The organism is Candidatus Angelobacter sp. (assembly GCA_035607015.1).
Taxonomy (GTDB): domain Bacteria; phylum Verrucomicrobiota; class Verrucomicrobiia; order Limisphaerales; family AV2; genus AV2.
Genome location: DATNDF010000229.1, coordinates 1 through 4,186 on the forward strand (window position 1 = coordinate 1; position 4,186 = coordinate 4,186).

Consider the following 4,186-nt stretch of genomic DNA (forward strand, 5'->3'; position numbering starts at 1 on the left):
CAGGCGGAATCTTAAAATTGGATGGTCTTTCTGAGTGAAGTTGGCAGTTCCAATATGTCCTTCGCAATTGCTGGTCATTTCCAGCGTTGTTAAACTGTTTAGTCGAAGCAACCAATCGTCCTTCAGATTGGAATCGACCAAATGACATCTCCCATCGCACGGATTGATCCATCGTCTCTGACCTGCTTGAGTTATTGTCGAATCCATAGAGCCTCACTACATATCCTCTCTTTCTGTCGTCACCGGCTCCTGCTTGCCTTCGACCGCCGCGACGACCGCGTGCCACGGGAGAATCGCACACTTCACGCGCGCAGGGAATTTGTGCACGCCGGCGAACACCGCCAGTTTGCCCACGTCGTCGCTGCTTTTACCGGTCGTCACCATGTCATGAACTCTGCCGAACAGCGCCTTCACCTCGGCTTTGGTCTTCCCCTTCAACGTGTCGGTCAAAATGGACGCCGACGCTTTCGAGATGGCGCAGCCGGAACCCTGGAAACTGAGGTCCTTGATCACGTCGCCTTCCAGTTGCGCGTAAATCGTGTAGTTGTCGCCGCAGAGCGGGTTGTGCCCCTGCGCGGCGCAGGTCGGATGTTCCAGTTTGTGGAAATTGCGCGGACTCCTGCTGTGGTCCAGGATGACCTGCTGATAAAGGTCGGTCAGGTCGTCAAACATGATTCATTTTCCGGCGGCGACGCTGCGTTGCGGCGGCGTCAGCCGCGCCCTGCCTATTTCTTCTCCGCAAGATGCGGGTTCTGTTCCAGCCGCTCCCAGATGAGCTTGTCCAGTTCCTCGCGAGCGGCCTCGCATTTCACCCGGTCAATAATCTCGCCGGCAAACGCGTGGATCAACATCTGCCGGGCGGTGTCCAATCCGATGCCGCGGCTGCGCAGATAATAAACGGAATCCTCGTCCAACTGGCCGATGGTGGCCCCGTGGGTGCACTTTACGTCGTCGGCGTAAATCTCGAGTTGCGGCTTGGTGTCCACCACCGCCGCATCCGAGAGCAGGATGTTCTTGTTCGTCTGCTTGGCGTCCGTCTTTTGGGCGACGGGATGGACATAAATCCGCCCGTGAAAAACCCCGCGTGATTTGTCTTCAAGGATGCCGTTGAAATATTCGTGGCTCGCGCAACGCGGCTGCGCGTGCTCGACAATCATGTGATGATCCGCAAGCTGTTCGCCTTTGGTAAGGTAAAGCCCGTTGAGGACACACTCCAATCCCTCGCCGGCGAGGTCGGTGTGAATGTTGGTCCGCGACAGGCGGGCCCCGAGCGCGAACGAATGCGCGTTCACGCGGCTGTGGCGGCCGAATTGTCCGTGCAGCGTGGCAATGTGAAACGCGTCAAGGCTCTCGTCCTGAAATTTTAGATGCTCAACCACCGCGTCGTCGCCCGCGACCAGTTCTGTCACGCCATTCGTGAAATACGCGGTGTCCGCAGTGCAGATGTAGCTCTCAATGACGGTCAGCCGGCTTTGTTTCTCGGCGATGATCAAATTGCGCGGATGTGTCGTCGCTCCCGGTCCCCTGCCGGTCGATATGAAGAGCAGCCGGATCGGCTCAGGCACGGTCACACCCGCGGCAACATGAATGAACGCGCCATCCTGGAAAAACGCCGTGTTCAGCGCCGCAAACGCCGCGGCGTCGATCCGGACGTAGCGGCCGAGGTGTTGTTCGAGCCGCCCGGAATCCGAAGTGAGGGCGGCGGCGAGATTCAATACCCTCACGCCGTTCGGTTGAGCGCCAATCGCGGAAAGTTCCTTCACAAAATGGCCGTTCACGAATACGAGCCGCGGACCGCTGAGATTGGCGAAGGTGAATTTGCTCAGCGTCTCTGGCGTAACGCCATTCACGCCCGAATCGAACACCGGCTTGAACGGCAATTTGGCGAGAGGCGCGACGTTCGTGAAACGCCAGTCTTCGTCCTTCAACGTGGGAAAACCGAGTTCGGCAAAACGCGCGATTCCCGCCTTGCGCAGGGGGAACAACCACGACGGCTGCTTGCCGGCGTCCGGCTCGACGAACCGCTCGAATTGCCGCGAATATGGATCAGCCGTTGCGGTGTCCTGACGTTGTTTCGTTTCGATCATGGAAATCATTCCGTACCATCATTGCCTTACGCCGGCTGCAGTTCGCCGTGGAGAATCCAGTCGTAACCCTTCTCTTCCAGTTCCAGCGCCAGTTCCTTGCCGCCGGACTTGACGACCCGGCCGTTCACCAGCACGTGCACAAAATCCGGCACGATGAAATTGAGCAGGCGCTGATAATGGGTGATGACGAGCTGGGCGTTGTCCGCGTGCTTCAGACGGTTGACCCCTTCCGACACGACCTTCAACGCATCGATGTCAAGGCCGGAATCGGTTTCGTCGAGGACGGCGAGCTTCGGCTCGAGCACCGCCATCTGAAAAATTTCGTTGCGCTTCTTTTCGCCGCCGGAAAAGCCGTCGTTGACCGAGCGTTTCAGAAAGTCCTCTGGCATGTGCAGGATTTTCATCTTCTCTTTCACCAGCGACAGAAACTCCATGGCGTCGAGTTCCGGTTCGCCTTTGTGCTTGCGGATTTCGTTGAGCGCGGCCTTCAAAAAATAGGTCGTGTTCACGCCCGGAATCTCGATGGGATACTGGAAGGCGAGAAAAACCCCTTCGCGTGCGCGCTCCTCCGGATCCAGATCGAGCAGGTCCTTGCCGCAATAGATCGCCTGGCCTTCGGTGACTTCATAGCCGTCGCGTCCGGCGAGGACGGCGGCGAGCGTGCTCTTGCCGCTGCCATTCGGCCCCATCACGGCGTGGACTTCACCCGCGTTGATGGTCAGGTCCACGCCTTTGAGGATTTGCTTGCCTTCAACTCCCGCGTGGAGGTTTTTGATTTCAAGAATGGGTCGGTTCATCGCGTAAAAAGGATTATTCATTCGTCTCCCAAGAATCTAACTTTTGGCGAATCTGTTCTTCAGTAATTCCGATTTCTTCCTCGGCGATTTTTCTGAACTCGCGCATCACCAAAAAAGCGTTCCCGACTGAAAGGCGTATTCGCCCAAGTTCTCTGAGCAGCTTCTGTTTCTGCCGCAACGTAATTTGGTCTGGTTCGATGTTTGCAAAAATGGCGTGCGCTAACTTGTTTCTGTCCTGACGCGCTTGATCGAGCAGATGTTTCAAGTTTCTATCTGAAAGGCCATTTCCGTTTCTCAAAGTGTTTATCAAGTCACCGAGATTTTGTTTTAGCAGAAATCCTTCAACGTCTTTGAAATCCCTCTTATTAACCTTGATTTTCCCCAACGCTTCATTTGTTAGTAAAAACAGTTTGAATTCCTTTTCCAACTTTTGTGCATAGTACATCGTGCGCCCAAAATGTTCGCACAGTTCTTCGTCGGGCGGCGGATATGGTGCTGGTTTCCGAATCTGCTTCATTTGCTATAGTTGGTATTTCTGATCAACCCACGCTTCCCTCCAAACTCACCCCCAGCAGCTTCTGCGCTTCGACGGCAAATTCCATCGGCAGTTCCTTGAACACTTCCTTGCAGAAGCCATTCACGATCATGTTCACGGCGTCCTGGGTCGCGATGCCGCGCTGGTTGCAGTAAAAAATCTGGTCCTCGCCGATCTTCGAGGTGGTCGCCTCGTGCTCGACGCTCGCCGTGGTATTCTTCACTTCGATGTAGGGAAACGTATGAGCGCCGCACTTTGCGCCGATCAGCATCGAGTCGCACTGTGAAAAGTTACGGGCGTTCGCCGCGCCCGGCTGGATTTTTACCAGCCCGCGATAACTGTTCTGCCCGTGCCCTGCGGAGATGCCCTTCGAAATGATAGTGCTGCGGGTGTTTTTGCCGATGTGCACCATCTTGGTGCCGGTGTCCGCCTGCTGATAATTGTTCGTCACCGCGACAGAATAAAACTCGCCAATGGAATTCTCGCCCTGCAGCACGCAGCTCGGATATTTCCAGGTGATGGCTGACCCGGTCTCGACCTGCGTCCAGGAAATCTTCGAGTTGCGCCCTTTGCACAGACCGCGCTTGGTGACGAAATTGTAAATCCCACCCTTGCCCTGTTCATCGCCCGGGTACCAGTTCTGCACCGTCGAGTATTTGATCTGGGCGTTGTCGAGCGCGATGAGTTCGACGACCGCCGCGTGAAGCTGGTTTTCATCGCGCATCGGCGCCGTGCAGCCTTCGAGATAGCTTACGGAAGCGCCTTCA

At 56.0% G+C, this 4,186-nt stretch carries 5 protein-coding genes; all 5 read right to left on the minus strand.

The window, feature by feature from the left end:
- Positions 1-216: 216 nt before the first annotated feature.
- A complete protein-coding gene (locus tag VN887_09415) occupies positions 217-672 on the minus strand; it encodes an SUF system NifU family Fe-S cluster assembly protein (protein ID HXT40229.1) in 456 nt (151 codons plus the stop codon).
- Positions 673-725: 53 nt separating this feature from the next.
- Positions 726-2,087, minus strand: coding sequence for a Fe-S cluster assembly protein SufD (gene sufD, locus VN887_09420; protein ID HXT40230.1), 1,362 nt, complete (start codon positions 2,085-2,087; stop codon positions 726-728).
- 26 nt (positions 2,088-2,113) lie between these two features.
- Positions 2,114-2,872, minus strand: coding sequence for a Fe-S cluster assembly ATPase SufC (sufC, locus tag VN887_09425; GenBank protein ID HXT40231.1), 759 nt, complete (start codon positions 2,870-2,872; stop codon positions 2,114-2,116).
- 25 nt (positions 2,873-2,897) lie between these two features.
- Positions 2,898-3,401 (minus strand): hypothetical protein, encoded by a 504-nt coding sequence (locus tag VN887_09430; protein ID HXT40232.1) that lies wholly within the window; start codon positions 3,399-3,401, stop codon positions 2,898-2,900.
- 22 nt (positions 3,402-3,423) lie between these two features.
- Positions 3,424-4,186 (minus strand): Fe-S cluster assembly protein SufB (gene sufB / locus VN887_09435; protein HXT40233.1); only part of this gene is annotated, 763 nt, incomplete at its 5' end.

Bases quoted from the DNA above. Each gene is read 5' to 3' on its own strand.
- VN887_09415 (HXT40229.1), bottom strand. From the start codon at position 672: ATGTTTGACGACCTGACCGACCTTTATCAGCAGGTCATCCTGGACCAC.
- VN887_09430 (HXT40232.1), bottom strand. From the start codon at position 3,401: ATGAAGCAGATTCGGAAACCAGCACCATATCCGCCGCCCGACGAAGAA.
- sufD (HXT40230.1), bottom strand. From the start codon at position 2,087: ATGATCGAAACGAAACAACGTCAGGACACCGCAACGGCTGATCCATAT.